21 protein-coding genes and 1 tRNA gene are annotated in these 21,845 nt (G+C 52.0%); 16 read left to right on the top strand and 6 right to left on the bottom strand.

Annotated features, from left to right (window positions below; genetic code table 11):
- The 6 genes from ispE (at window position 1) to K6V98_RS03530 (ending at window position 4,799) form a co-directional block, all read left to right on the top strand.
- Window positions 1–897, top strand: a complete 897-nt coding sequence (ispE, locus tag K6V98_RS03555; protein ID WP_222199150.1) for a 4-(cytidine 5'-diphospho)-2-C-methyl-D-erythritol kinase — start codon at window positions 1–3, stop codon at window positions 895–897.
- 36 nt (window positions 898–933) lie between these two features.
- A tRNA-Pro gene (locus K6V98_RS03550) sits at window positions 934–1,010 on the top strand.
- A gap of 202 nt (window positions 1,011–1,212) precedes the next feature.
- Complete coding sequence (locus K6V98_RS03545) at window positions 1,213–1,482, top strand: Sec-independent protein translocase subunit TatA/TatB (RefSeq protein WP_222199149.1); 270 nt, start codon at window positions 1,213–1,215, stop codon at window positions 1,480–1,482.
- Window positions 1,483–1,536: 54 nt separating this feature from the next.
- Window positions 1,537–2,007, top strand: coding sequence for a GreA/GreB family elongation factor (locus tag K6V98_RS03540; RefSeq protein WP_222199148.1), 471 nt, complete (start codon window positions 1,537–1,539; stop codon window positions 2,005–2,007).
- A gap of 75 nt (window positions 2,008–2,082) precedes the next feature.
- Window positions 2,083–4,062: a lysine--tRNA ligase gene (gene lysS, locus K6V98_RS03535; protein ID WP_306792731.1), complete on the top strand. Its 1,980-nt coding sequence runs from the start codon at window positions 2,083–2,085 to the stop codon at window positions 4,060–4,062.
- A gap of 26 nt (window positions 4,063–4,088) precedes the next feature.
- Window positions 4,089–4,799 carry a GntR family transcriptional regulator gene (locus tag K6V98_RS03530; RefSeq protein ID WP_222199146.1) on the top strand — a complete coding sequence of 237 codons (711 nt, stop codon included), beginning with the start codon at window positions 4,089–4,091 and terminating at the stop codon, window positions 4,797–4,799.
- A gap of 304 nt (window positions 4,800–5,103) precedes the next feature.
- Here K6V98_RS03530 and K6V98_RS03525 read toward each other — a convergent pair whose 3' ends face one another.
- From K6V98_RS03525 to K6V98_RS03510, 4 genes are all read right to left on the bottom strand, one after another.
- On the bottom strand, window positions 5,104–6,090 hold the full coding sequence (locus tag K6V98_RS03525) for a PTS system mannose/fructose/sorbose family transporter subunit IID (protein WP_306792730.1): 987 nt from the start codon (window positions 6,088–6,090) through the stop codon (window positions 5,104–5,106).
- A gap of 52 nt (window positions 6,091–6,142) precedes the next feature.
- Window positions 6,143–7,021: a PTS mannose/fructose/sorbose/N-acetylgalactosamine transporter subunit IIC gene (locus K6V98_RS03520; RefSeq protein WP_442779802.1), complete on the bottom strand. Its 879-nt coding sequence runs from the start codon at window positions 7,019–7,021 to the stop codon at window positions 6,143–6,145.
- Window positions 7,022–7,121: 100 nt separating this feature from the next.
- Window positions 7,122–7,586 carry a PTS sugar transporter subunit IIB gene (locus K6V98_RS03515; protein ID WP_222199145.1) on the bottom strand — a complete coding sequence of 155 codons (465 nt, stop codon included), beginning with the start codon at window positions 7,584–7,586 and terminating at the stop codon, window positions 7,122–7,124.
- A 13-nt stretch (window positions 7,587–7,599) separates the two neighbouring features.
- Entirely contained in the window at window positions 7,600–9,390 is a 1,791-nt protein-coding gene (locus tag K6V98_RS03510; RefSeq protein ID WP_222199144.1) for a glycoside hydrolase family 35 protein, read from the bottom strand.
- Between the two features lie 367 nt (window positions 9,391–9,757).
- Here K6V98_RS03510 and K6V98_RS03505 point away from each other — a divergent pair, with 367 nt between their 5' ends.
- Together K6V98_RS03505 and K6V98_RS03495 are read left to right on the top strand one after the other, a co-directional pair.
- A complete protein-coding gene (locus tag K6V98_RS03505) occupies window positions 9,758–10,483 on the top strand; it encodes a B3/B4 domain-containing protein (protein ID WP_222199143.1) in 726 nt (241 codons plus the stop codon).
- Between the two features lie 261 nt (window positions 10,484–10,744).
- Entirely contained in the window at window positions 10,745–13,735 is a 2,991-nt protein-coding gene (locus tag K6V98_RS03495; RefSeq protein ID WP_306792729.1) for an ATP-dependent Clp protease ATP-binding subunit, read from the top strand.
- Window positions 13,736–13,964: 229 nt separating this feature from the next.
- Here K6V98_RS03495 and K6V98_RS03490 read toward each other — a convergent pair whose 3' ends face one another.
- Both K6V98_RS03490 and K6V98_RS03485 read right to left on the bottom strand, forming a co-directional pair.
- Complete coding sequence (locus K6V98_RS03490) at window positions 13,965–15,338, bottom strand: MFS transporter (RefSeq protein ID WP_222199142.1); 1,374 nt, start codon at window positions 15,336–15,338, stop codon at window positions 13,965–13,967.
- 34 nt (window positions 15,339–15,372) lie between these two features.
- Complete coding sequence (locus K6V98_RS03485) at window positions 15,373–16,332, bottom strand: nucleoside hydrolase (RefSeq protein WP_222199141.1); 960 nt, start codon at window positions 16,330–16,332, stop codon at window positions 15,373–15,375.
- A 531-nt stretch (window positions 16,333–16,863) separates the two neighbouring features.
- On the opposite strand from K6V98_RS03485, the gene K6V98_RS03480 reads away from it, so the two are divergent.
- From K6V98_RS03480 to rbsK, 8 genes are all read left to right on the top strand, one after another.
- Complete coding sequence (locus tag K6V98_RS03480; RefSeq protein WP_222199140.1) at window positions 16,864–17,169, top strand: hypothetical protein; 306 nt, start codon at window positions 16,864–16,866, stop codon at window positions 17,167–17,169.
- A gap of 195 nt (window positions 17,170–17,364) precedes the next feature.
- Entirely contained in the window at window positions 17,365–17,517 is a 153-nt protein-coding gene (locus K6V98_RS03475; RefSeq protein ID WP_222199139.1) for a hypothetical protein, read from the top strand.
- Between the two features lie 43 nt (window positions 17,518–17,560).
- Window positions 17,561–18,061, top strand: a complete 501-nt coding sequence (locus K6V98_RS03470) for a hypothetical protein (RefSeq protein WP_222199138.1) — start codon at window positions 17,561–17,563, stop codon at window positions 18,059–18,061.
- Window positions 18,062–18,144: 83 nt separating this feature from the next.
- A complete protein-coding gene (locus K6V98_RS03465) occupies window positions 18,145–18,609 on the top strand; it encodes an ABC transporter ATP-binding protein (protein ID WP_222199137.1) in 465 nt (154 codons plus the stop codon).
- A complete protein-coding gene (locus tag K6V98_RS03460) occupies window positions 18,548–18,826 on the top strand; it encodes a P-loop NTPase family protein (RefSeq protein ID WP_222199136.1) in 279 nt (92 codons plus the stop codon). The genes K6V98_RS03465 and K6V98_RS03460 overlap by 62 nt, the downstream gene beginning before the upstream one ends.
- A 124-nt stretch (window positions 18,827–18,950) precedes the next feature.
- Window positions 18,951–19,745, top strand: coding sequence for a hypothetical protein (locus K6V98_RS03455; RefSeq protein WP_222199135.1), 795 nt, complete (start codon window positions 18,951–18,953; stop codon window positions 19,743–19,745).
- Window positions 19,746–19,830: 85 nt separating this feature from the next.
- Complete coding sequence (locus K6V98_RS03450; RefSeq protein ID WP_222199134.1) at window positions 19,831–20,454, top strand: hypothetical protein; 624 nt, start codon at window positions 19,831–19,833, stop codon at window positions 20,452–20,454.
- A gap of 322 nt (window positions 20,455–20,776) precedes the next feature.
- Window positions 20,777–21,691, top strand: coding sequence for a ribokinase (gene rbsK / locus K6V98_RS03445; RefSeq protein WP_222199133.1), 915 nt, complete (start codon window positions 20,777–20,779; stop codon window positions 21,689–21,691).
- The last annotated feature ends 154 nt before the right edge of the window (window positions 21,692–21,845 follow it).

The raw sequence follows: 21,845 nt of genomic DNA, 5'->3' as shown, positions 1-21,845 counted from the left end.
ATGGCTCGCCCCTTCCTCCTGATCAGTGCTCCGGCAAAGATCAACCTCTATCTGGGTGTTCATCCCGGCAAGGAGGAAGATGGCTATCACCGTGTTGATACGGTGATGACGACCATAGATCTTACCGATACGGTCGAGATTGCTCCGGCAGATGAGCTCTTCGTTCGCGTGACTCCTGCGCAAGATTTTCCGATGGAGCAAAACACTGCGTATCGAGCAGCTCGAGCCATGGGAGATGCCTTTGGTCGGCAAGCCAACTTTACGATTTTGATTGACAAGCATATTCCCGTTCGTGCGGGCTTGGGAGGCCCTTCTACCGATGCTGCCGCTGTCATCTTAGGCATTGCACATCTTTGGGATCTCGATCCGCTCGATCCTCGTATTGAGCAGGTAGCGCAAGGCATTGGGGCAGATGTGCCCTTCTTTTTACATGGGTCTATAGCCTGGCTTGCTCAGCGTGGAGATACGTTGCAAGAGCTTTTTGCCCCGCTTACGGCAACGCCGGTAGCCTTAGTCCGTCCGCCCGGTGAGGCTGGCGTTACCTCACAAGAAGCCTATGCTGCTTTCGATAAAAACCCGACTGCGCCTGCCGATCTTGGGCAGATGCTTCAGGCGCTGCGCGCACACGATGAAGCGAGCATTATGCAGGCAGTAGCAAACAATCTCGCACCGGCAGCAGCGGAGGTGCTGCCCTCAATTGCTCAGGTGCTCAGCTGGATGCGTGCTCAACCTGGTGTTCGTGCAGCAGATGTGTGTGGATCGGGATCGACCGTGTTTGCAATTTGTAAGACGCAAAGGGACGCCGAGGCCATGGTGAGCGCAGCACAAAACGAGCATGGCTGGTGGGCAAAGGTGGCGAAGATGGAGAAAACCGGACCGGTTATTTTGCATGGCTAGCGCTCTGTTATGCCTTCTGCTATTATAGCCGGGCTTCGGGTTGTGGCTCAGTTTGGTAGAGCACCGCGTTCGGGACGCGGGGGTCGCTGGTTCAAATCCAGTCAACCCGACCAGTGTGTATGAGAGGCGGGCAGAAACGACAACGCGTTTCAGCTCGCCTTATTTTTTTCACACAGCATGGGGTCAGAGCGTGTAAAATGTGGCGGTTATTGTGAGGGTCTGATACGCGCGGTATACTCAACGAACGCTGGCGCAGTTATTGACGCCGTATCCAACGTCGCGCTCGAGCGCGGGGATTGATGAGAGGAAAGTTGTATGTTCCCAAAAGGTTTTGAGTGGATCGTCATTCTGATTGTCGCCCTGCTGATCTTTGGGCCGAAAAATCTTCCCAAGCTCGGAAAGTCTCTTGGTTCCACGGTCAAAAACATCCGCGAGGGCATGGATGAGCCTACGAAGGCATCTGAGAAGCCAGCTCTGGTCGATGAGGCCGATGAGGATGCAGAGATACGCGAGCTTGAGGCCAAGCTTGCCGCCGCAAAGAAGCGCCGCGAGGATTCTGAGCAAGGTCCTATTGACGTTGCCTAACCTCAGTACTCACCACATTCTACGAGCGTACGTGCACGTCCAAGGAGTTCCTGTATGGTAGTTAGCGATATTGTCCTGACCGCGGAAGGTCGCAAGAAGCTCGCAGAAGAGCTTGCTTGGCGTGAGGGAGAGAAGCAGCAGGAGGTTATCGAGCACTTAAAAGAGGCTCGTGCCTTTGGCGACCTCTCTGAGAATGCTGAGTACGACGCCGCAAAGGAGGAGGAGGCTAAAAACGCCTCGCGTATCGCTGAGATTCGTGCCATCCTCGCTAAGGCGCAAGATGCTGGTGAGCAGTCAGAGCTCATTGTTTCTATTGGATCTACGGTTGATCTGGTAGATGAAGATGGTGTGGCAACGAAGGTCACCATCGTAGGCACGACAGAAACCAACTCACTTGAGCGCAAGATCTCCAACGAGTCTCCAGTGGGGCGCGCAGTTATTGGTCACGCCGAGGGTGAGACGGTGGAGTTCATTACTCCGGCTGGCAAGCGCCGCACCTATACCGTTACTAAAATCTCGCGCTAACTACAGATTCAGCGTGTGGATGCTCCTCGAGACCACCCAGGCCTCGGGGAGCTTTTGCATATGAAGGAGAATGTTATGGCAGCACCTACTACCCCCGATACTTCAGCCGCTGCTCCGGCAAATGAGCGTGAGCAGCGTCTTGCGCGCAGGATCGCCCTTGCCAAGGCGGGCATTGATCCGTATCCCGAGTATTCGGATGTGGACGCGTATGCGGCTGATTTGATTGACCGCTATGCCGAGCTTGAAGATGGTGCTGCGACCGAAGATAGCTATCGCATTGCGGGCCGTGTGGTTGCCCTGAGAAACCAAGGCAAGATTGCCTTCATTGTGCTTCGCGACCCCACGGCAGATATTCAGATCTTTTGCCGCATTAACGCTATGAGTGAGGCCGACTGGCAGCTCATTGGCCAGCTTGATATGGGAGATATTCTCAACGTTGGGGGAACGATTCTGCGCACCCGGCGCGGCCAGCTCTCGCTTGCTCCAACTCAGCTTATGCTGCTTTCAAAAAGCATTCGTCCTCTGCCAGAGAAATTCCATGGTCTTTCAGACAAAGAGACCCGGTATCGCCAGCGGTATGTGGATCTCATCGTAAATGCCGATGTGCGCGAAACCTTCCGTAAGCGCTCAGCCATCATCTCTGAGTTCCGCCGCTATATGGAGGCTGACGGCTACATGGAGGTGGAGACGCCAATCCTGCAGACCATTCAGGGAGGCGCTACAGCCAAGCCCTTCATTACGCATTTCAACGCCTTAGATCAGGAGAACTACCTCCGTATTGCCACCGAGCTCCACCTCAAGCGGTTGCTCGTCGGTGGTTATGAGCGGGTGTTTGAGATTGGCCGAATTTTTAGAAATGAAGGCATGGATCAAACGCACAACCCAGAGTTTACGACCATGGAGGCTTACCGCGCCTATAGCGATCTTGAGGGCATGAAGGCGTTGGCCGAAGGCGTCATCAAAGCAGCAAATGCCCGTGTGAATACGACTGAGCAGATTGTGTTTCAGGGCAAAGAGATCGATCTTTCGGGCAGCTGGCCGTCAATTCCTATGACGCAGGTTGTTTCTCAGGTGTTGGGCGAAGATGTCGACCTTGATACGCCTCTTGAGCATCTTGCATCGCTTGCAGCGGCGCATGATATTGAGGTAGCAAAAGATTGGGGACCGGGCAGGATTATCGCCGAGCTCTACGATGAGCTGGGTGAGGATTCCCTTATCAACCCCACCTTTGTGGTTGACTACCCAGTCGAGGTCTCTCCCTTGGCGAAGCGACGTGAGGATGATCCGCGCTTGACGCACCGCTTTGAGCTGGTCATTGCTGGACACGAGTATGCCAACGCCTTCTCTGAGCTCAATGACCCGGTTGATCAGGCTGAGCGCTTTGCCCGCCAAATGGAGGAGAAGGCCAGCGGAGACGATGAGGCGATGGAGTACGACGCAGACTATGTGCGTGCGCTTGAGTACGGTATGCCTCCTGCTGGCGGCATTGGTATTGGTATCGACCGTGTTGTCATGCTTCTCACCGATTCTGCTTCTATCCGTGACGTGCTGCTCTTCCCGCACATGCGCCCCGAAGCCACGAGCGCAAGTGGCGCTGCCGCTGCACGCGAGCGGCAAGAGGAGAGCCGTGCTAAGGCACGTGAGGCTGCTGAGCTTGCTGCTCAAGAAGCTGAGCGCGTAGCGGCCGAGCAGGTCGTCGTGGAGCCGCTCTTTGAGGACTTTGTAGACTTTGAGACCTTCTCTCGCTCTGACTTCCGTGCGGTAAAGGTGCTGGAATGCGAGGCAGTGCCAAAGTCTAAGAAGTTGTTGCGCTTTACCTTAGATGATGGATCGGGCAACAATCGCACCATTCTTTCTGGCATTCGCGCCTTCTATGCACCAGAAGAGCTCGTGGGTAAAACCTTGGTTGCCATTACCAACCTGCCTCCGCGCTCCATGATGGGTATCGATTCTTGCGGAATGATCATTAGCGTGATTCATGAGGTTGAAGGTGAAGAGCGACTGAATGTGCTCATGGTAGATGACCGAATTCCAGCAGGTGCGAAGCTGTATTAAGCTCTGAGGTTTCGTGGAGATAGGCGATGGGCGTTCCAAAGTATCAGATCATCAGAAACGAGCTTGAGGCCGAGATTCTCTCGGGTGATTTTAAGCCGGGTGATCGATTCTATAGCGAACGTGATTTGATTGAGCGCTTTAACGTGAGTTCAATCACGGTGATTCGCGCCATCCGCGACCTTGCTGATATGGGCTATGTGGTGCGCCGCCAAGGGCTTGGAACCTTTATCACGCGTGCTCGTAAGCGTCAGCGCGTGGAGTTTTCAGACATTGAGGTCTTCTCTTCTCATGCTCAAGATGAGACGGTTGAGGTTATTCGTTTTGAGCGAGGGACAGATCCGGAAGTAGCCAAGATTATGAAGCTCCGCGCTGGCGAATCCTATTGGACGATTGAGCGCGTTCGCGCTGTGGAAGGCGAGCCCTTCTTGGTGAGCGAGTCTCATATTCCTGAGCGCTTTATTGATCCTGATGCAGATCCAACGCGCTACCAGTCCATTTATGGCTTCATTCGTGAGGCCTTTGGTATTGCCTTGTATGACGAGGCCTCATATGAGGTTGATACGATTGAGATGCCGATTCCTGAGCGTATAGCGCGCTTGATGGCCTGCGATATGAACACGCCGTGCGTCCGCCAAGAAAAGACCACCACGCTCGACGATGGTACGGTTATCGAGCATGTTATTGGCTATAAGCGGTGGGATTTCTACAAAATTGAGCTGAGGAGTAGTCCTGTTTAGGGCTGGATGCTTGACGTTGCTGGCATGCTCTGTTGCCATTTTGAACGTGTGCGCGAGCTTGCGTGCTTGATTTTGCCGCCCATGCCCGCCCATGCCCTGTGTCTCTTGCGTACGCGGGAGAGCTCATTTTTTTTCTAGCTCTTTTTGCCGATGATACGCTGTGGCTTCAGCAGCGAGGATGCTGCAGTGAGAACGTTAAAGCGAGGACGCGCCTGAGCCCTTGCCGTGAGGATACTGCAGTGAGAACGTTAAAGCGAGGACGTGCGCCTGATCCTCGCCGCGAAGAGCTAAACAAACGCCTTCTCTACGCCTGCTCGCGAGCCTCTGCCTTAAGTGCGTTGAGCTTAGCTTCAAAGGCTCGTGCCATCTTTTTGTCGCCACGGTTCTTATACTGGCGGGCAAGCAAGTAATACAGTTTGCAGAGCACCTGCGTATTTTTTACGCGAGCAACGAGGCCTTCCATGCGCTCAATATGACTGGAGTCTCCCTCAAAAACGATCGCGTAGGTGTCCTTGCAATCAGCAAGAACTTCTTCCGTGCCGACCCGTTCAATCTCTTCGAGCATGGCGCGTGCTGCTGGTTCGTCTTCTTGATTAATAAAGAAATTAAATGCAATAACCACCAAGGTTGCTCGACGCCGAGCAGTGACCTTCATGCCAAGCAGATGATTGAGCATCGTGCGAGCAAGCCTGGCCTGTCCTGATGCCTCATAAATAGAAAATCTGAGGTAGTACTGCTTAAAGGTAGGGAAGAGCATCCGCGCTAAGCGCTTGTCAAGCACCTGTATTGCCATGTCGTACTTGCCTTCAGCCAGCAGGCGCTCCAAGGCAGCATCAAGCAAGCGCTTAATGGTTTCAGAGGCAAGCATGACCACGATCATAAGGATGGCTGCAACAATGAGTAAAGGCTGCATATCGGGCATGAAGTTCTCCCTAGAGTGAAGCATTGCGGCAAGGCATAGATACAACAAGGCACCAAAGATCGAGTCACCAATGGAGGCGAGAGAACCCATCAGGCCGGTCTTCATACCGGCAACGGCGTCTTTACTCTCAATGCCGTTTTCAACCTCTAAGGCCAGATCAATACCATGAACAATATTGTTCAAGAAGTTTGTGGTGTTAAAGAAGGTGGAGCAGTGCAGGCGCGCCATCTCTTTCAGCTCAGGCGTGTTATCACCATAGATCTTGCGAAGGGTGGGCAGCATAACCCAAAGGTAGCCACTGCTCTGCATACGCTCGTAGTTCCATCCAGCTTGGAAGAGCAACAAGCTCCTCAAGCTGATTTGGTTCATGTCCTTTTACGTCGGCTTATAGCCTGTTGTGCCGTTGGGCAGCTTTGTCACATTAGAGCTCGTCATCGTCATCTCCGATCTCGACTGCCGCAGTAGCCTGAACAGCAGGAGCAGCCTGGTCGCTCTTGTAGTAGATCAGTGATAGGGCGAGGCCGATCAAGGCCACCAACAGCATGGGCAAACCGTTGTACTGGCCGGTGAGCTGAGCGCCATCAACTAGGCCACCAACAGCTGCAATGTCAGCATTCAGGCTGCCGATATAACCAAAGAGGGTGACGAACACGGCCGTGGTTGCAAAGCCAAGCAAAAGGTAAGCAACGTGCTTTTTAACCGGCAGATACCGAAGCAGGATTGCAAAACCAACAGCAGGCAAAGTGCCGCCAGCAACCGTAAGACCCTTACCAAGCCAGGCAGGATCGCCATTTAAGGCAGCTACGACCGGGTCGATGAGGTTTTGACCAAAGGCGAGGGCCAAGAATACCAGCAAAGCACGAGAGAGCATCCAGGAGACGCCGCCCATGAGGTAGTGGAAGTTATAGCTTCCCCATGCCATGTTCTCAACGTCTGCGTCGCAGCGATGCGCCCAGAAGGTATCGGAGAAGCGGCCAATGATGTCGGTATAGGTCATGAGTGCCGCAACCGGTGTCGCAATAACAGCGAACGCCTGCTGCGGATCCATGGAGGACGCAACGGCAAAGGCGGTAGCGATTACCGTTCCTGAGTTGGCATCAATGCGCGAGGAGCCACCGAAGGTGCCTACGCCCAGGACGGTGAGCTGCATAGCTCCACCGATATAGAGACCAGTTGTGAGGTCTCCCATGACGAGGCCACTCACGAGGCCGGCGAATACAGCCTGGCCTGCTGAGGTGTACGGGCTCAGTTCGTCCATGATCTGGTATGCCGCAACAGCGTGAGCAGAAGGATTTGCCACCAAGCGATCATCTTGCCCTTCCTTTTTCTTGTGCCCGATAGCCGGGCGGGTTGCAGATGAGCTATGACTACCCCCGTGCGCACGGGGGAGAGGCTCCGGTTTAGAGCTTGAAAACTTCGGGGTTATTAGAGGGAACAAGCTGAGACACCATGGGGATGCCAGCTGCAGCAAGCTCACCGAAGGCTTCTACGTCGCCTGCATCAAGACCGATATTGAGGCCAACACGGCGCACTTCTTCGGTGGTGGTCATATTGCCAACGATGATCTCGTCAAACTTCACGCCAGCCTTCATAAGGCGAACGAGCACGGCGGGCTTTTTCACCACAATGAAGAGGCGCGTAGCATCGTATTTTCTAGCCAAGATATTGGCCGCTGCCTTTTCTGCGGGAAGCACAGAGAGGCGAATGGTGCTCGGGGTTGCCATGCGGAGCACCTGCTTTTGCAGGGTATCCTCTGCTACCTCATCATCCACAACCAAGAAGCGCTCAACCTGGCGGGCATTGGCCCAAAGATTAGCAACCTGGCCATGAATCAAACGAAAATCAATACGTGTTCCAACAATCACTTCACTCAGCTCCCTACTCAGCTACGGGTTCGTATACGACAGCGGGACTCAGGGCGAGCTGATCCCGATAGACGCCTTCGGTTTCAAAAATGACGATCTCATTCGTGCCGGCATGCAGCATGCCGTGAGGAACATAGAGCGAGCGAATGGGACCGCACTCCCAGAACCTTCCGACGTTTTGCCCATTGACGAAGGCTACGCCCTTGCCAAAGCCCGTGAGATCAAGATTGGTATCGAGGATTTCATCTTCAGATAAGGTGACCTCAAAGCGGTGAAAGCTTGGGGTCTTGCACGGCTTGTTCTCGGTAAAGTTCAAGCGTGGCAGTACCGTGAGGTCAAAGCCGTAGTGTTCAAAGTTGGAAATAAAATGCAGGTCTGCGCAGACGCGCGTTCGAATGCCCTTGCGCTGGGTATCGGCTAGGAGTTTGTGTCCATAGTTCACGCGACCCATATTCTTAACAAGAATATCCAGCTGGTTGTTGCCGTCTTTGAGTTCGGCCATGATATCTTCGCCAATTTCAGTTTGATACTGAGTGGCTACCAGCTCGCCGTTTACAAAGACATGAATGCGGTCGCGCGCATCAATGACGCGCAGGTGCTCAGGCTCGGTACTATCTCGTTCAATCTGTGTGCGATACAAGATATAGCCGAGGTTTTGCCCCAGATCCTCCATGGGATGGGTGTAGAGGTCATGATAGGTATGAGTTGCAGCCTCAAGATTTTCAAAAAGGTCAGTATTCACCTGGCGTGTGAGTACACGGGCGGGCAAGGACTTTTTAATGAGCGGTTCGCTCTGCTCAAGTTCGGGGAAGCGCTTCTTAAGCATTGAAGCTAAGGCATAGTACTTCGGAGTGGGGTTGCCCTGTTCATCTAAGGGAGCATCGTAGTCATACGAGGTGACCTGCGGAAGATCAAGCTGGAGCCTAGCCGAGCAGCCATTCATAAAGCCAAAATTGGTGCCGCCATGAAACATATAGAGGCAAATGCTGCCCTCGTCTAAGACCTCACCAACAGCTTCATCGAGCTCTTCTGGGTCGCGACGAATGACTTCCTCGCCCCAACGGTTGAACCAGCCATCCCAAAACTCCATGCACATGAGCGGCCAGGTTTTCTGGTGCTCACGATGAAAGCGCGCAAGCTCAGCAAAGTTTTCATGGGCGCGAGAGCCAAAATTGCCACAGGGCAAAACGTCCTGATCGATGAGGGAGCCAGCACGAAGGCAGGCTCGCCAAGGGCCATCTGAGGTGCACAGGGGAACGGTAATGCCGCGAGCAATCATCATCTCGCGAATCGCGTTCAGATAGTGCTTGTCCTCACAATAGGAGCCATATTCGTTTTCTACCTGCATCATGATGATGTTGCCACCAGCATCAAGTTGGTGTGGGCGCAGGCGAGCCATGAGTTCATCATAATAGCTTGCTACTCGAGCAAGAAAGCGCTCATCGCGCGAGCGCGGGCGCATAGAGCGATCGGCGAGCAGCCAGGCTGGCATGCCGCCAAACTCCCACTCAGCGCAGATATACGGAGAGGGGCGCACAATGGCAAAGAGTCCAAGTTCAGCGGCCATATCGAGGAAGGCCTCAAGGTCGCAGATGCCCTCAAAATTAAAGATATCGGGCGTTGGCTCATGCAGATTCCACGGTACATAGGTCTCAACGGTGTTAAAGCCAAGCGCTTTGAGGTTGTACAGCGAGTGATACCAGTCGGTGGGGTGGACACGAAAGTAGTGAATGGCACCGGCCATGATCTTGAACGCCTTGCCATCTAAGAGAAGCTCGTCGGTGATTTCAAAGGTGTGAGTCATGAGCCGCACTTTCTAACGCTTCGTACTTTCAACGCTTCATCTGGTGGTCTGTAGTTCGCATATGAATATATTAATATATTAAATAGAACTGACGAGGTCAGGGGTCAAGTGGCCTAAAACGGTGATCCGTGAACGGGGCAAAACTGTCGGTGAACGGCAGGGCGTATTCAGGTGGGCAGAGCGCGCATCCTTACCAAGGTTTAACAGGTATCGTGGGAGGCCATGGGGGAGCTTGCGTGTCCGAAGCCCTGGGGATTTGGAGTTCGAGTGGATGGCGCTCAAAAAGTTCGAGGGGTTCGGGACTGCGAGCATCTGGAGTCCTAAGCATTCGAAGCCTTGAGCGATAGCATGGTTTGAAGGGAGCATCATGAAACAGCTGATTTGCGAGGAATCGTTTTGGGAGCTTTTCCCCGAGGCAATCATTGGTGTTGTGGTGGCCCGGGATCTTATTGACGGGACTGAAATGCCCGAAGAGGATCGGGAGGAGCTCGCAGCCATGCTGGCAAAGGCTAATCGCCAGGCTGAGCGATTCTTAACCAGTGAGGTTATTTCGGAGAATGCTCCGGTGCGTATCTGGCGCGAAGCATACCGGCGGTTCAAAACCAAACGAGGAGTTCGCAGCGCATTTGAAAATCTGCTGAAGCGTGTATTAAAGGGACGGCCGGTTGGCTCCATCTCACCCTCAGTAGATCTCTGTAATGCGGTCTCGCTCTCCTATGCCTTTCCTATTGGTGGCTTTGATCTGGATCGGATTGAGGGCGATTATCTGCTGAAGGTAACCGAAGGCGGAGACAGCTTCTTGCCTATTGGTGAGGAGGAGAATGATCCAACGCTTCCGGGCGAGCTTGCGTATGTGGACGAGGCTGGAGCCACGAGCAGATGCTGGAATTGGCGCGACTGCCAGCGAACTGAGCTGGGTGACGCAACGAAAAACGTGGTGATCATTTTTGAGTGCATAGAGCCTGACCGTGCAGATGATGCGAAAGAGGCGGTACGGGTTTTGGCTGAGCGGCTTAAGCGCCATTTTAAGGCTCAGATTGTGCTCGAAGACCTCATTACTACTGATCAGCGCTCGGTTGTGTTAGAGCCCTAAGTTCACGCTGGGCTCTCAGTTCACGATGGAGCCCCTAAGTTCACATTGGCCACTCAGCTCGCGTTGGATCCTAAAGTTCACGTAGAGCTCTCAGCTCACGTTGGAGCCCTCGTTCAAGCTGGAGCCCTCAGCTCACCTCATGATCACGCGCGATTGAGTGCACCTACACTGGCCTTCATTGTGTATGCATGAATTGAAGGCATGCGTCTGGGGTAAACATCTACCTTGATAGCAACATCAGGGCATGTAAGAGGGTTTTTCATGTTGGATAGATTTACCGATCGTGCGCGAAAGGTCATGGCGCTCTCAAAAGAAGAGGCCATTGCGCTCGGTTCTAAAAAGGTAGGCACAGAGCATTTGCTCTTGGCGCTTGCTAAAGAGGATTCAGGTATTGCGGCTGAGGCCTTGCGCGAGCTCGAGATTGCACATGAGGATATTCTGTTGGAGCTCACAAAGGATCGTATGCAGCCGAGCGCATCATCGCTTGCGCACTCAGATATTTCTGCTGTGGTAGCTGCTAAGGCAAATGAAGCTGAGGCAGAGAGCCAGGCGAGAGATGCATCCGCTGAGCAGGATGAGGATAGCGAGCTATCTTCTGGCAAGATCACCGATCATGGTGCTGATGCGTCGGCGGCCGAAGCGGCAGAAGAGCGCGGTGAAGCTCAGGTTGCGGATGCTCCTGCTGGTGAGGCATCTGATGCAGAGGCGAGCGATGCCGATATTACAAGCCATGACACTGCCACCAGCAAGACGGGCGACGCTTCTGAGAAGCGCGCATCTGCAGAGCAAGGTGTCTCTGACCAGGCAAGCAAGGAGCCTGCCGCAGAAGCTGCAAGCGCTCAGGCATCTGCCCATGCAAAGCTTGCCTTTACCCCTTCGGTTATTGCGGTTATGGAGCGCAGCTTCCGCCTTGCTCGTGAGAATAACCAAACCTACGTGTCTACCGAGCATCTGCTTTTAGCCATTGTGTCTGAAGGCAATAACCGGGCAACCGATATTTTGAATCGTCTGGGCACCTCAGCTCCTGCGGTGCGCACGGCAATTGAGCGGCTGACGGCAAAGGATCAGGGTCGAAAGCGCCCAATGGCAGGCGCTGGATCGGGTCGTCCCGGTGCTGGCCTGCCCTTCTTTTCTGGTGGATCTCCTCAGTCTCAAGGGGAGGAAGGTTCCACGCTTGCACAGTTTGGTACGAACCTGACGGAGCAAGCGCGCGAAGGCAAGCTTGATCCGGTTATTGGCCGTGATAAAGAGATCTCCCGCATGATGGAAATTCTTTCTCGTCGGGCGAAAAATAACCCGCTCATCTTAGGCGACCCGGGTGTTGGCAAAACTGCCATCGTTGAGGGCTTAGCTCAAGAAATTGCAGCCGGTAATGTTCCAGATAATCTGGCCGATCAAAATATTTGGACCTTAGACTTACCTGGTCTGGTAGCGGGAGCAAAATATCGCGGTGAGTTTGAGGAGCGACTCAAAAACGTTATTCAAGAGGCCACCGAGGCTGATGACATCATTTTGTTCATCGACGAAATGCATACCTTGATTGGAGCTGGTTCGGCTGAAGGCTCGATTGATGCAAGCTCGATGCTAAAGCCCGTCTTGGCTCGTGGTGCGTTCCAGATTATTGGTGCTACCACCGCAGAGGAGTTTCGCAAGTATCTCACCAAGGATCCGGCATTCGAGCGTCGTTTCCAGGCGATTGATGTAGAGGAGCCTTCGGTTCAAGATACCGTCAAAATCTTGAAGGCACTGGTGTCGCGCTATGAGTCACACCATCATGTTCGCTATACCGAGGCAGCAATTGAAGCGGCAGCGCATTTATCAAGCCGTTATATTCAGGATCGTTTCTTGCCTGATAAGGCAATTGATTTGGTGGATGAGGCCGGTGCTCGCGCACGGATAGCTGCAAACCGGGCACCACGTGAGGTGCGTGAGGCTGAAAGCCGAGTGAGCGAGCTTGCTGAAGCGGTAGAGAAGGCAACGCAGGCTGATGATATGAATCGCGCTGCTGAGCTTAAAGAGGAGCAGAAGGCTGCCGAGGCTACGCTTGCATCAGCTCGCAATGACTGGCAGCGCGAGGTTGAGGCTCATCCGCTGACGATTGATGTGGCGCAAATTGCAGACATCGTCTCTGCAACCTCAGGTGTGCCCGTGTCGTCACTCACCGAGGATGAGTCGCGTCGCCTGCTGAATTGCGAGAACGTGCTCAAGACGCGCATCATTGGGCAAGATGAGGCGGTTGCTGCCGTATCAAAGGCGATTCGTCGTTCGCGCTCGCCGCTGAAAGATCCCCGTCGTCCGGGCGGCTCGTTCATCTTCTTAGGCCCCACGGGTACGGGTAAAACTGAGCTTGCTAAAACCTTGGCCGAGTATCTCTTTGGTAGTAAAGACGCGCTCATTAGTTTTGATATGTCTGAGTTTGCCAGCCAGTATGAGGTATCTAAGCTCATTGGTAGCCCTCCGGGATACGTGGGTCACGAAGAGGGAGGCCAGCTCACGAAGGCTGTGCGCCGCCATCCGTATTCGGTGGTGCTCTTTGATGAGATTGAGAAGGCGCATCCCGATATCTTTAATATCCTTTTGCAGGTACTCGATGAGGGTCGCCTCACCGATGGCCAGGGCAAGACGATCGACTTCCGCAATACTGTTGTCATCATGACGTCTAACGTGGGAGCTCGCGAAATTGCCCAAGATGCTAGCGTGGGCTTTGGCACCACCGGTGAGCTGGGTCTGACTTCTGATGAGATTCGCAGCCGTGCCATGGGTGAGCTGAAGCGCCTCTTCCGTCCTGAGTTCTTAAATCGTATTGACGATATTGTGGTCTTTAAGAAGCTTGCGGGTGAGAGCCTGCGTCGTATTGCGGCGCTTCTGGTAGACGATCTGCGTCAGCGCCTCATTGCCAATGGCATGAATATTGTTCTGACTGATGCTGCGATCGAAAAGATTGTGGCCGAAGGAACTGACCTCACCAATGGTGCGCGTCCCTTACGTCGTGCCATTCAAACGCTCATTGAGGATCCGCTTTCAGAGGAGCTGTTAGCGGGAGAGTGGAATGCGGGAGACACCGTGCTTTGCGATGTGGAAGGCGGAGGCATTGTCTTTCGCCATGGCTCAGGAGAGATTCCAGCCCCACGTGCAGCCGGTGAGCTTGGAGTCGGATTTGAGGCAGCACCTAGGAGTGGAGCTGCAGCTCCCATGAGCGGATCGGTATCAGGCCCTGGTGGAGCAGCGCGGATAGGAGCAGGCGCTCGCTAAGCGAGATCGCACTGAGCTGCGATACTGCGTTCAGGCATAGTTCGAACGCTACGAAAAACTGCACCTCCGAACTTGGACTAAGAAGTACGATCCATGTTCAGGAGGTGCAGTTCTGTTTCAGAGGCTTTGCCCTGAGCGCGTTTCGCAGAAGACGTGCAGCCAAGGTGATCAGGAAGATCTGGCTGATGAGCTGCAGCCAATCAGATGCAGCCCAAAAACCCGCCAGCTCTTAACGTTCTTCTGGTTTGATCGATCCTCTGAAGCAGAGGAAGGCGACTACACCAAGTGCGGTAACTCCGGCGCAGATGAGCAAGATATTTGCGTAGGTGGCAACCGGTCCAGTCACGCCCGAGATGCTCATGGTGCCCAGCGCCTGAGAGGACATCAATCCGCCAATGAGCGTAATGCCAACCGATGCCGTAACATTCATGACGAGGTCATTCATACCAATGGCTCGACCCATTTCTGCTTCTCCCACAGTGCCAAGTACCATGGTGGTAACGGGTGAGTACAGCATGCCGAGACCTGCATAGAAGAGACAGATACCAGCAGTTAAGGCGATCATATTCGCCTGCACTAAGAAGCTTGCGAGGCAAAGACCTGCAATCATGAGGCCTGCAGCAAGTAGGATCGTTGCGGTGCGCCCCAGTTTGTCTACAATCTTGCCGGAAGAAAAGCCAACCACAAAGCCAACCACGTTGCTCCACATAAGGTGTAGCGAGACTTGGCCGGGATTCAGCTGGAATGCCGCGCCGCCAATTGCGTTACAAAGCGGTGCAATTGAATAGTTTACAAAATAGAAGATGAGTATGAGAGAAATTGCCATGAGCCAGCGAGTATTGCGGAAGAAGGCTGGTGTAATAAAGGGCTCAGCGCTGCGATTGATGTGAATGGCAAAGAGCACAAAGAGTACGACCGATCCAGCCAGGTATGCCCAGCCATAGCTAAACGCTAAGGTTAAAAGACCAATAGCAAGTCCAAAGATGCAAAAGCCAAGCACGTCAATATGGCTGCCAGAAACGACGGTCTCAGGCAGATTCTTGAGCAAAATTGGAATCACAAGGATAGCCGCAAGGGGAATCAAAAAGAGATACGCCCAGTTAATCATGCTCAAATATCCGCTCGCTACAATGCCGATCGCGGTGGAAAGCTGATAGGCAGCCGTAAAGATGCCAAAAAAGACAACCTTATCCGGTCCGCTCAGGTAGCGCGATGCCACGACGAGGTATACCGATCCAGCTACCTGGCCGCCTGCGGTTTGTAGTGAGCGAGCAAAGATCACAAGCCAAATATTGTCGTGCAAGAAAAAGCCTAAAACAGACCCTATGAGCAGTAAGGTCACCCCAACTGCCACCATCTTTTTCAAAGAGAAGAAGTCTCCAAGTGAGCCGTATACAAAACAAACGATTCCAAGAATGATGCCCGGAATTGCCGAGATGAGCGAGGCCTGCCCGGGAGCTTGCAAATCCTCACCAATTTGGGGAAATACAAAGCCAAAAGCTTGAAAACACAAAATAGTGAGCATGAAGATAAAAACAAGAGGCACTAGGGCACGCTTCGCCTGAGCGGAGCCATAGTCTTCATGTGAGGTCGTGCCAGACATAGTGATCCTTTCTGAGTATGAGCGCGAGTAGAGCCTAGGCGCGCGTGGCAAGCCCGGTAATGCGGCTCATAAACTCATGCAAGAAACGATTAACATCAACGGTCAGGCAGACTTCGGTATTCTTCTTGGGATCGTTGAGGCGTGCCGGATCACCAATGGTTCTGCCGCGAGATGGCCCTTCGGTCTCGCACATGAGATTGATAGCGTGGGTGCCCACCAGGCTTGGATCTACAGCTACTCCTACAGCCAAAGGATCATGCAAGCCACAGCCACCAAGATGTGGTGCGGTGGTTTCATAGGCCTTGATGTAGTAATCGGTCATATCGGCAAGAAAGACTCCTGCTGCAGTTTGCAGATCGCGCCAACGGGCTGTTTCTTTATAGGTGAGTAGCGTTTGTAGCGTTACATCTAAGCCGACCATAACCGTAGGAATGCCTGAGGTAAAGACGAGGTGAGCCGCCTCGGGATCCTGGGAGATGTTTGCCTCGGTAAAAGGATTTACATTGCCGGGAACCGTGAGAGCCCCACCCATGAGCACAACGTTTCCAATCTTGGTTTTAATGCTCGGGTCACGCTCAATGGCAGCTGCCAAATTAGCAAGCGGGCCGGTGGGAACATACACGAGATCTTTGCCGTAGGTATGCACGGATTCAATAATGAAATCAGCTGCACTTCTTGGATCGGCCGTGCGCGGTGAAGGCGGAATCTCAACATCGCCAATGCCATTTTTACCGTGGATAAAAGCAGAGATCTCAAGCACTTCAAAGCCAGAGGTCGTGCGAGAATGATCAATGCCGCGAAATACTGGCACCTCGGGGTGCCCCAGAAGATCGAGGATGGCAAGGCTGTTATGTACCCCTTGCTCCATGAGCACATTGCCATATGTTCCGGTAATGCCAATCAGTTCAATCTCGGGGCTACCTAGGGCGTAAGCAATGGCAAGGGCATCGTCAACTCCGGTATCGAGGTCGAGGATCATTTTGGTCTGAGACATGACTTCCTCCTATCTGCCGGCAAACCTGGCATGGATGTGGCACCATGCACCTCAGATGTAGGCGGCATATGAGCTGTTGTAACACATAAAAGGTGCAACAAATCGCGCCTTCATCTGCGATGATGCCTATAGATTAGCACCCTTTACCTACAGATGATTAGCTGTTTTTACTCAGCACCTGTAGCCGGATGCTTTTCTACTCTGAGCGGTTGGGTGTTACAGCGAGCAAATTGAAAGTCATCTCATTACCCTGCTTTACTTGTACGGGCGATTTAGCAATACGTAGCTTCAATAAGCTAGTCCTACTCATCCGTTTGCCGAACGAGCAATTCCATTCAAAGTAATAGATAGCTAATTACAAATAGACCATTTACGTGTTCTGTTACAGTAGAAATATTGGTACCTAGCCGGTTCTTAATTCGTAATAGGGTAGCTAGGTATAGGTAGGTGTTTTGTATGATTATGCAGAATACGTGACTTCGTAAAATTGGTGTAATTGCATGCATCATACTCGCGCTTTTAGTCCTTGGCATGACTTGGTTTTCTGTGCAGGGAAATAAAGGCGGACAAGATTGGAACACCCTTTCATCTCTACTTGGACATTTTTCTAGGCAGGGAATAAATCCAGCGCCAGAGGAGGGTTCTCAAAAAGTGATGCCTCCCGAGGTGTCTATCGGGGAAACATATGAGGTGCAGGGTTACGAAGTGACTGTTCATAGCATACAAATTAGCCGTGATTTAGGTGCCTTGCCTTTAGTTCCTGTTGAGGATATGCACTTATTGCGTGATGATCCTGCCGAGTTAGACAGTGAAGGATCATTTTTGGATGACCATTGATATGTTCGCGCTGAGCTGACGATAAAGAATCTCTCAAGTGAATACGATAAGTTTCTTGTATCGGCATGCGAGCTATATACCTGCAAGAATACGAGTATCGGCTATGGAGCAGAGTACTGTACAACAACGCTTGCCTCTATGGATCGTAGTCTCGGCCACGACATGGGGAAAACTCCTTTAGCTATAGGCGAATCTGTGACTGGCTATGTTGGCTTTGCAGTGCGTGAACAGGATTTACATCGAAGGGGTATTACCTGGTATTTTGCGGTGGATACCATGGGACTTATGTGGAACAAGCCTGAAGAGGCAGGTGCATCTTGGATAAAGCTTCCTTTGGAGGAAGCATGAAAGTTGGAGCATGCTTGACCATTGAGCTCAAATATGTACTTATGTGAGCCGCAAGACATATTTATTTTCTAAATGGCTGGCAACTTTTGTTTCTGGTGGCTTAATTGCTGCCCTTCCAGCGGCGTTGAGTCTTGCGCTCGTGCTTATTCGCTATCCATTTATCAGTCCTATTATTGGTTCGGGACATCATCCGGCAGGACCTGCGGTGCTTTTTTCAGAACTATTCATCTCAACGCCGGCTTTGTGGATTCTTTTTTGCATTGCACTTCAATTCATTGCGGGTGGCCTGATAGCTACATTAGGTCTTGCCGTCACATTTATTACTGATTACAGGGCGGTTGTGCATCTTTTGCCAATACTTGGCATGTATGTCGTTGAAACACTTCTGACGGCTCTTGGCCTCGGTCAGCTCGGGCCGATCACACTGATTGATTTAGGGAGAAATATTTATTGTTCACCGGTGGCTCTTGCGATGATGCTTGCCACAATTGCTGTAGTAGGAGCCTTGCCTCTTCTATTTGCAGCTAAAACCGAACTTCAATAATTGGGCATCAATAGCACTACACCCCTATCTATTAAGCGCCGTTTCGTTGCATGATTTATTGGCTGGAAAGTGGGATGAAGAGTATGGATATTTCAGTGAATCATCTAGTTAAACGAATTGGCGCTGAGACTGTGCTGGATGACATTACGTTGTCGTTTTGTTCGAGCAAGGTCTATGGATTACGCGGTAAGAATGGCTCGGGAAAGACCATGTTATTACGAGCGTTATGTGGCCTCATTTTGCCAACCAGTGGGTCAATTTCAGTTGATGGAGTGATGCTTGGAGAGGGTACTGAACTTTCATTTCCAGAAGATGCGGGAACTTTGATTGAGTCTCCTGGCGTTATTCGTCGCTATAGCGGCTTGCGTTATCTACTTGAGCTAGCTTCTATTAGAAAAGTTGTCACCGAAAAGGATATCGTGGAGCTCATGATGCGGATCGGTCTTGATCCACTGAGCCGTAAGCCAAAAAAAGTATTCTCTCGGAATGCGCCAGAAAGTGGGCATCGTTGCTGCTCTTATGGAGAAGCCTCGTCTCATTCTGCTTGATGAGCCTTTTAACGGATTAGATGATGGATCAGTAGCTATTGTTATGCAGCTCATACAAGAAGCTCGGGATCGAGGAGCATTGGTTATTGTTGCTTCGCATGACCGTGAGGAACTTGATGAAATATCCGATGTCATTATTCAAATGAAGAATGGACGAGTTGTTGAAGTAGAGCAGACACATGAAGTGGATGATGAATTAAATGAGCTCACATCATGAAGCAGTTGCGTGTTGCTATCGTTCGTCTCTGCTCGCAGTTGATGCGCCCTAATTGTTCTGCAAATAAGTACAACTTTATCGCCAGGGAGGCTCCACTTATACTTGCAGCGCGAAGGGAAATACGATGAGCAAGACTTCCCGAATATTGAGCAGGCCAAGTATAGCTGCAGGATCCGTTGTTCTGGCTACCATTGTGCCGTTAGCATCTGCAGCAAATTTACGCGCCCGCACGGGGATAGTTCCAGCTGCTTCAGATATATTGTGCAATATTGTTCGAGGTGCTCGAATTGAAGATTACCTCATGACTGATCGCCCGTTCTCAATTCCGGTGCTTTGGTTGTGCAGCTTAGTCATTATTCTATTTGGAGCTATGGTTTCATTCCTCCCTCCGCATGTAGATATTGAGCGTGTTCGCCTCATGAAGGCTGGAAGTCGAGCAGCATATTGGGCGCAACGAGTTTTGTGCACACTTGGATATGTAGGGTGCCAGGTGCTTTGGCAGGGAGTTTTGAGTGTGGCAATTGCTGCAATGCTTGGCGGCAGTTTAAGTCTCACGGTCATATCCCCGCAGGCCTTTGAGTTTTTTCAAGCAGAAGAGCCGATTTCTTGGGGGCTTGAACAAGCTGTACAGCTTATAGGCATTGAGTTGGTACTGCTCTCAATCATCTCTTTGCTTGCTGGTTTTTCTGCAGTTTTATTTGGCGTTCCCATCGCTTTGGCTGCTGTGTTGGGATATATCACGATTGCGATCTTTACCGGCTGGCCGGTACTCGTCCCCAATCTTTTGATGGCGCATCGTCTAACGGAGTACGCGCTGCTTGGCGTTTTTGGAGTGCATATGGTGCTCGGGTTTTTACCTTTGTTGGCGGGATTGTTGGTTCTCTTTTTTCGCTTACGAACGATTGACTTCTTTATTTAGCAGGCGAAGTAAATGGCGATAGGCACTTCTGCATAGACGAAGGCATAGGTTGTGTTTAAGAGCCTCAAGGCGAGAAGATAGTAACGTGAAAAATACGCAGGAGATCGATCAGGTTCTTATGATTCTTGCACGGCGTCGTCGGCGGACTCACGTGCTAGTAGCTGTTGTGATAGCAATTCTAGTGTGCGGCGGTGGGGGATTTGTTGCGATGCGCACACGTGCTCTAGCTCAGGAGTTTCCCAATCCGCCCCGCGAAACGTATGAAGTGGGATCTCAGATTGAGTATCCTGGCAGGGATGGCGTGCTGATTTCCGTCCAGAGCCATCAGCTGCTTTCCGATGAAGAGGCGCAGGAGTTATGCCCTGATGTGTACCGGCAAAACGGCGAGGTGAGTAGCTCGTGGCACATGGTGCGCGTTGATCTTACGGTTACAAACCAGACTGACAAAGAAATTACCTTACATGAGCTTCGATCGAGCAATCTAGTAATTGGTGAGACCTATGCAAATCAAAGCGATATGATGGCCGAGGCCGAGGCTTTTCCTGACATTGAATATAAAACGCTTGCTTCTGGATCTACCGTTACGCTTCCGTTGCTGTACACGATTTTTGATTTCAATTTTTTAGAAAGCCAATGGAAGAACTTTAATAACTTGCCGATGAAGTTACAGCTCTTTATGTGGCCGAAGGTGATGTCGGTCAAGCTGTAAAGGAAGGCGCAAGATTCTGCATACAAAGGATCCCTATCATTATTGATATCGATCCGGGAATTAATGATGCAGTGGCGCTGGCACTTAATCTTCTTGGCGTGCGCTTAAGCGGCTGCCTTGTAATGCTATATGCCGTTACTACCTTGGTTTTATTTCTGCCTTGGTTTTAGGAATTGCGGCAGCTGAAGGTACCGATGGGAGCATTGTGTCTTTGCCGATGCAGCTTATTGCCAAGCTCGCGCGAAGGATTTCCCCGGTTGCAGCGGTTATCATGGTAGTAGCGACAACGGTTGGCGTAGTGCCGTCCGAGTAGGAGGATCTTATGAAACGTGTCATTGTCTTCGGAAGCCTGAATATGGATCTCACTATTGAGGCTGAACGTATTCCAGCTGCAGGAGAGACCATGACTGGAAGGGGATTCTTTACAAACCCGGGTGGCAAAGGAGCTAATCAGGCTGTTGCTGCTGCTCGGATGGGCGCAGAGACCTACATGGTAGGAGCTGCCGGTGCCGATCCGTTTGGCGATCAGCTTATCTCATCGCTAGTAGAAGCAGATGTTGACTGCGCGAATGTGGAGCGTTTGGATCAGTATCCCACCGGCGTTGCCATGATCATGCGCGTGAGCGGAGATAATCGCATCATTCTTGATCCGGGTGCAAACCATGCTCTGCGCACGCCTGATGTGGCTGCAGCTTTAGCTCGCGTTGCCACGATGGGTGACATTTTGTTAACTCAGCTTGAGTGCGATTTTACAACAACCCTAGAAGTGCTTGAGCTTGGCCGAAAGCTCGGCCTTATGACTGCAATTAACCCGGCTCCTGCCGTTGAGCTTCCAGAAGAGATTTGGAAGTCGGTAGACGTAGTGTGTGTCAACGAGACTGAGTGTGAAATCTTAACGGGCGTGTATCCAAGCGATGGGAAAACCACGCGCCAAGCTATTGAGACGTTTATGGAGCGTGGCGTAAAGATTGTTGCCATTACCTTAGGTAGCCGTGGTTCGGTGGTAGGAGAGGCCGAGGGCATTCATGAGGTGCCTGCTCGCAACGTGAGTGCGATTGATACCACCTGTGCTGGAGATACGTATATTGGTGCTTTGGTAGCAGGCCTTGCTGCAGAGATGCCGTTGAGCGAGATTCTGAGCTGGGCATCTTGTGCTTCTGCACTTGCAACAACGAGGTTGGGCGCTCAGCAGTCGATCCCTTCACTTGAGGAAGTTGAGTGCGAACTCGCCAAATAGCGCCAGCGTGCCACGTCAGATTTGCATCCGGACGCGCGTGTTCAAGAGAGCTTGAGCGCCGCTCCGCTTACGGTATTCGCGTTTTTACTGGAGCAATCCGGTTTCTGTATGCGCCTTGCTATTCTGGTGACTGACCTTCAGCGTTCCGTGTGAA

This window comes from Collinsella ureilytica (assembly GCF_019795105.1).
In the GTDB taxonomy this organism is placed as follows: Bacteria; Actinomycetota; Coriobacteriia; order Coriobacteriales; family Coriobacteriaceae; genus Collinsella; species Collinsella ureilytica.
The sequence above is the reverse complement of the archived record's forward strand: the minus strand, read 5'-3'. Positions and strand labels throughout refer to the sequence as shown.